This window comes from bacterium (genome assembly GCA_021372535.1).
Classification (GTDB): domain Bacteria; phylum Latescibacterota; class Latescibacteria; order Latescibacterales; family Latescibacteraceae; genus JAFGMP01.
This window is the reverse complement of record JAJFUH010000037.1, coordinates 37632-43631: the sequence shown is the minus strand read 5'-3', so window position 1 is coordinate 43631 and position 6000 is coordinate 37632. Positions and strand designations below refer to the sequence as shown.

At 46.8% G+C, this 6000-nt stretch carries 4 protein-coding genes; 2 read left to right on the top strand and 2 right to left on the bottom strand.

Translation table 11 applies throughout. The features are described from left to right. Nucleotides 1–490 precede the first annotated feature (490 nt). Entirely contained in the window at nt 491–3622 is a 3132-nt protein-coding gene (locus tag LLG96_03795; protein MCE5249322.1) for a cache domain-containing protein, read from the top strand. Nucleotides 3623–3714: 92 nt separating this feature from the next. After that, entirely contained in the window at nt 3715–4299 is a 585-nt protein-coding gene (locus tag LLG96_03790) for a carboxypeptidase-like regulatory domain-containing protein (GenBank protein ID MCE5249321.1), read from the top strand. 85 nt (nt 4300–4384) lie between these two features. Here LLG96_03790 and LLG96_03785 read toward each other — a convergent pair whose 3' ends face one another. Beyond that, complete coding sequence (locus LLG96_03785; GenBank protein ID MCE5249320.1) at nt 4385–4912, bottom strand: isoprenylcysteine carboxylmethyltransferase family protein; 528 nt, start codon at nt 4910–4912, stop codon at nt 4385–4387. A 212-nt stretch (nt 4913–5124) separates the two neighbouring features. Further along, nucleotides 5125–5982, bottom strand: coding sequence for a transporter (locus tag LLG96_03780; GenBank protein ID MCE5249319.1), 858 nt, complete (start codon nt 5980–5982; stop codon nt 5125–5127). Nucleotides 5983–6000: the final 18 nt, after the last annotated feature.

Sequence of the window (6000 nt, the reverse complement as noted above, 5' to 3'; positions counted from 1 at the left end):
GTCAGGTAAAGAGCTTCTCGAAGAAATGGTTTCCATTAACGGCAATAAAAAAATTATCATATCTTCCGGCCAGAGCGACGAGACAATTCATACCTACACACAGGCGATGGGTTTTGTATCAAAACCTTACACTATCAAGGAACTGGTCAGTACGGTCAGAACGGTCCTCGATACATAACAGCCCCGAACAGGCCGCATGACAAAAACAGCTCCGAAGCTCCGAGGAGTTCTACTGATAACAGGATACGCTACAATACATTCCATACGAGCGACAGTAATCGCAGCAGTCATATGCTGATTATTAACAATATGATAATGAATTTTTCAAGTAATTTCATTATAAATCATTTTTGGGCTCTTTGATGCAACAGTTTACATAATACTTTTTTTGCAGTTTTATCCGGGGTACGGATTGGGGAGCTTCTTCATTGAAAAGGTTGAACCTGTGGTGCATAAAAACGACAGTATAGCCCAAAATAATCTGGTTAAGATGGTATTGGTTACATTTATCCCGATTGTTATTCTTGGATATTTCTGGATTTCACAGGAATATAAAGTCTTCAAGAAGGAATCGGACAAGTTGCGGCAAAATTATATTGAAACTCAGAAATCATTAATTAAAAATGAAGTCGATAAAGTTTCGGATTACATTGACTATATGAGGTCCCAGACTGAAATCAGGCTCAAAGAAACCATCCGGGAACGGGTTCTTGAAGCACACAGTATTGCCAATCATATCTATGAAGAAAATGCCGGTAAAAAAACGAACGCAGAAATCGTGAAAATGATCAAGGATACTTTGCGCGTTATACGGTTCAATGATGGCAGAGGATATTATTTCGCCACGTCAATGAATGGAACCGAAGTGCTGTTTGCCGACAGACCGGAAATGGAAGGCAGAAACCTGCTCGATATGCAGGATACGCAGGGAAAATATATTATCCGCGACATGATAGAAATAGTTGAGACAAGAGGAGAAGGATTTTATCAGTATACCTGGACGAAACCGAATATAAAAGGTAATGATTATCCTAAAATTACCTATATAAAGCATTTTGAACCCCTCAACCTTTTTATCGGAACCGGGGAATATCCGGATGACGTGGAGAAGGACATCCAAAAAGAGGTTTTACAGAGGATCGCAAAAATACGGTTCGGCGATAACGGTTATATTTTTGTTGTCAGCTTCGATGGGATTACCCTTATGAATGATACACAAAGAGAACTCATCGGAGTAAATATATGGGAGATGGAGGACCCAAACGGTGTTAAAGTTATACAGGAGGAACGCAAAGCAGCAATGAATCCCAGTGGCGATTATATTCATTATGTATGGAACAAACCGGCCACCGGCACACTCTCTCCGAAAATTTCATTTGTCAAGGGCATAAAGGACTGGGAATGGATGTTCGGCGCAGGTGTTTATGTCGATGATATAGAAGGGGTTATAGCAAACCAGCGATCCAAGCTGCTGGTACGGATCAAAAACGATGTCAATAAAATTCTTTTTATTATGGTAGCGCTCATCGGGGTGATTTTTGTTATTTCAAAAATATCTTCAAACACCGTTCGGAAACACTTCGATGTTTTTTTCACATTTTTCGCTACCGCCACAACAAAATCCATCGAAATTGACGAAAACAAGCTCAACTTTCAGGAATTCAAACAGCTCGCCCATTCGGCAAACCATATGATCGGCCAGAGAATAAAAGCAGAAAATGACCTGCGTGAAAGCGAAAAGAAATTCCGGACGTTGATTTCCAATATATCGGATGTTATTGTCATTATGGACATAAACGGTATTATACAGTATAAAAGCCCCAATATATATATTCATTTCGGGTGGGATCCCGAGGAACTGATCGGAACAGACGGTTTCAGTGTCATACACCCAAATGATACGGAGTACGTGAAACAGCAGTTTTTGGAATTACTCCGGGAGCCGGGATTGACCAGAACGTTACAGTGCAGGTATCTCTGCAAGGATGGATCATATAAATTCATTGAATTGACAGGGGTCAATCTGATGGACAATCCCCATGTCAAGGGAATTATGGGTAATTACCGCGATATCACCGATCGCAGAAAAGCCGAAACTGATCTGCGTGAAAGTGAAGAGCGTCTCAAAAAAACCCAGATAGCAGCCAAACTGGGAAACTGGGAATACGATATCGCAACAAATAAAATATGGGGTTCCGAAGAGGCATTCAGAATTTTTGGAATACCCCGAACCACCGAATACCTGTCTTTGGAAGAAACTGAATCATGTATTCTGAATGCTGTGAAAGTACATAATGCCTTGGAAAATCTTATTAAAGAGAACAGGGTGTATGACCTGGAATATGAGATTCGCCGAAAAGATGACGGCAGGACAGTGATCGTCCATTCTCTGGCGGAACTGGTGAGGGATGAAAACGGCGCCCCGATAAAGGTCACCGGCTTCATACAGGATATTACCGAGCGGAAACTCCTCGAAGAGCAGCTCCAGAGACGTCAGCGCATCGATTCACTGGGAACGCTTGCGGGAGGTATCGCGCACGATTTCAATAATCTGCTCGCCGGCATCATGGGATATATAGATCTGCTTAAACTCGACACCGCATCCCTGACAGAATCACAGAAGAATTACATCGACGAATCGCTGAAATCATGCAGTCGTGCAGCCAGCCTGATCAGGGAGATTCAAACGCTGTCAAAAAGCCCGGTTTCCCAGAAAACCTCTGTCGATATATGTGAAGTAGCTCAGGAAGTGTTCAATATTCTTTCGAGAACCACCGACCGGCTCATCGAGAAGAAAAACGAGATAAGTCAGGGGCAGTATTATATTCACGGAAATGCCGATGCCCTGCACCAGGTGCTTCTCAATCTGGGAACCAATGCCGTTCAGGCCATTGAAGAACGGGGAGTCCGTCAGGGCGACTATATAAAAATCAGCGCCGACCGGTATCGTTCAAAGAAACGTGACAAGACCGGGCTGCCCGAGGGCGAGTATATACACATCATGTTCGAGGACAACGGAGCAGGTATGACCGATGATGTTAAACGAAGAGCTTTCGATCCGCTGTTCACGACGAAAAATAAGAGCTCTCAGAGAGGACAGGGGCTCGGGCTTGCCATGGTGTACAATATTGTTACCAGCAACCACAACGGCTGCGTGGAGATAGAGTCTTCTCGGGGCAAGGGAACCATCGTTCATCTCTACCTGCCGAAAGCCCACCATGAAGAAACATCAAAGACTGAAACGACTGCCCGAATCATGGGAGGGAACGAAACGATTCTTGTGGTCGAGGACGAACAGTCAGTACGGGAACTGGCCCAGAAAGCCCTGAAATTATACGGATATACGGTAATTTCAGCCTGTGACGGCATTGAAGGGCTCGAAATGTTCAAGAAGTATCTCGACTCGATCGACCTGATTATCCTCGATCTCACCATGCCCAGGATGTCAGGTAAAGAGCTTCTCGAAGAAATGGTTTCCATTAACGGCAATAAAAAAATTATCATATCTTCCGGCCAGAGCGACGAGACAATTCATACCTACACGCAGGCGATGGGTTTTGTATCAAAACCTTACACTATCAAGGAACTGGTCAGTACGGTCAGAACGGTCCTCGATACATAACAGCCCCGAAGCACCAAGGAGTCCCTCTGATAACAGGATACGCCACAATACGTTCCGCACGAGCGACAGTAATCGCAGCAGTCGTACTGATCATGATCATCCCGCATTCCACCGGAACAGTCATAAGCGAAGAGAGCGCCGGTATTCTCTCCGGGACGGTAACCGACGATACAACAAAGCATATACTGCCGGGAGCCACCATCACGGTTCCCGTGGGGCTCGACATCCTCACAGCCATAACGGACAGAGCCGGATGCTTCGTGATAGAACATATCCCGGAGGGTATCAACTTCCCTGTGACCGTATCGCACCCGGACTATAAGAATCTCACATTAACGGTATCAATAAAAGCGGGGAAGAAATCCCGTATCGAAGCCGGACTGTCGTCCGTATACCTGCACCTCGAATATCCCAACGGCGGGGAAGCGATTTTCGCCGGTTCGAAGATTCACATTCGATGGACTTCGGTGGGCATTAAGAAAGTCAGGCTTGAATTTTCCACAAATAACGGCCGTAACTGGCGGCTCATCGAGGCCGAGGCGGACGGACCGGCGGGTTCGTACATCTGGGATGTGCCGGACATTCCCTCGAAGGAGTATCTCATCAGGATTACCGATTCCGGGCGACCGGATATGCACGATGTAAGCGACGGTGTTTTTTCAAACTCATCGACATAGAACAGGTAAGGGAGAAGGGGAGAAGAGTATCCGTAAAAGCTTCGCGCAGAGGAAAATACGATGCCCGTGCAGAAAGGATACCGGCTCAGAGAAACATCTTGACTGCCATGATGGCGAGGACAGCAATCACCCCGGAGACGGCACGGAGCTCCCGGTTTTTTACCGCAAGGAACGGTGAGCTTTCCCTGAGTATTTCACCGATATTGAGCCGTCCGGACCAGAAGCGGGGCACCTCCCTGAGATACCGTTCGTATTCTTCGCCGTACCGCCCCACGAGATAGGATTCCTCCCGTCTGATGACACGGAAATAAGTTATCGGAAAGAGGGCGAGGAAGAGGACGGTGAATATGATGCTGCGGCTCATGATACAGGCGCCGGCACCGATCAGAAAAGAGCCTGTATAGAGAGGATTCCGCGTAAAGCCATAGATGCCGTTCCGGGTAACTCCCTCGAATTTGATGAGGGTTCCCGCGCTGATAAACCGCACCGCTTCACCAAGTATCATGAACAGCGCACCGGCGGCGTAACTCCGTGGTTCCGGGTCGGCTATCCAGAGAAACAGCGCACCGGCGGCAAAGCCGATGGGAATGCGTAATGTATTCTTGTTCTTCATCGGATATCTCTTCCTTCAGAATGGCACAAATATAATTTTCTCCGAGAGTTAAGTCAAGGTATTATGCGAGAGATGTAATTACGAGGCAGAAGGCACAAGGGGAGCAGGCCCCTTCTTTGATTGTATAGAGCAAAAACATTTGTAATTCAAAAACAAAACAGGGTCCGATGTCTTTTCGGGCCCTGTTAAAAGTATAATAGTATGCGTTTATATTATTTCATCGGAAGTCTGTAACCGAGCACAACGGAAATTCCGAAATCAGCCTGGGTGTTTGTTCCCGTGACTTTGTACTCGATTTCACCGATGGCATGGAGCTGGTCGGAAATTTTGTATCCCGCTCCGACAGCTATCTCGAGCCAGTTCACCGTGGTGTCTTTAGCATCGTTGCCATCAGACTTGCCGTCACCCTGATTGAAATAGGTCAGGTTGAGCCAGGCAGGAATCTGTTCGGTGACAGCATAGGATGCCATGCCGTTAAGATAGAAGCCTATTCCGGGCTGGAATTTAGTGATAAGAGCTTTTTCAGGACCCTCAGCATTCCAGCGGACGCCGAGTCCTCCGCTGAGGCCTATTTTATCCATCTTTTTGCTGGTCAGCGCGGCAATATCGATGCCGAAACCTCCGGCGTTCCCGAGGCCTTTTTCATCGCTTCCCACAGGAAGATCGAGAGCGCCGCGGACAGTAAGGAGACCCTCGGGCATCACGGCATATTTGGCGCCGAGCCAGATATCGCCGATACCGGTGTTGTCTTTACCGTCAACGGAGAGGTATTTGTTCATGGAGACAATGGGAACAATGGCAAAAGCCTTGAGATTGTTCATAACGACGTAGTCTGCCCAGAGAGGGATACGGATTTCGGTCCCGGTATCGGCAAGTTCCTGTTTCTCGCTGTCCTTGTCATACATATCGCTCGAGGAGCCATACCGAATCCCGATATTTCCCGCCATGGTTCCCGGCTCAGCTATTGTGGCGCCGGACTCGCAACGGATGAGATCATCCCAGGCAAACACGGTTGATGATAAAAGAAAAACACCAAAAAGAGCCAGAATAACGATCGATAGTTTTTTCATTATAATCCCCAGTCTGAA

Bases quoted from the DNA above. Each gene is read 5' to 3' on its own strand.
- LLG96_03785 (MCE5249320.1), bottom strand. From the start codon at position 4,912: ATGAAGAACAAGAATACATTACGCATTCCCATCGGCTTTGCCGCCGGT.
- LLG96_03795 (MCE5249322.1), top strand. From the start codon at position 491: ATGGTATTGGTTACATTTATCCCGATTGTTATTCTTGGATATTTCTGG.
- LLG96_03790 (MCE5249321.1), top strand. From the start codon at position 3,715: ATGATCATCCCGCATTCCACCGGAACAGTCATAAGCGAAGAGAGCGCC.
- LLG96_03780 (MCE5249319.1), bottom strand. From the start codon at position 5,982: ATGAAAAAACTATCGATCGTTATTCTGGCTCTTTTTGGTGTTTTTCTT.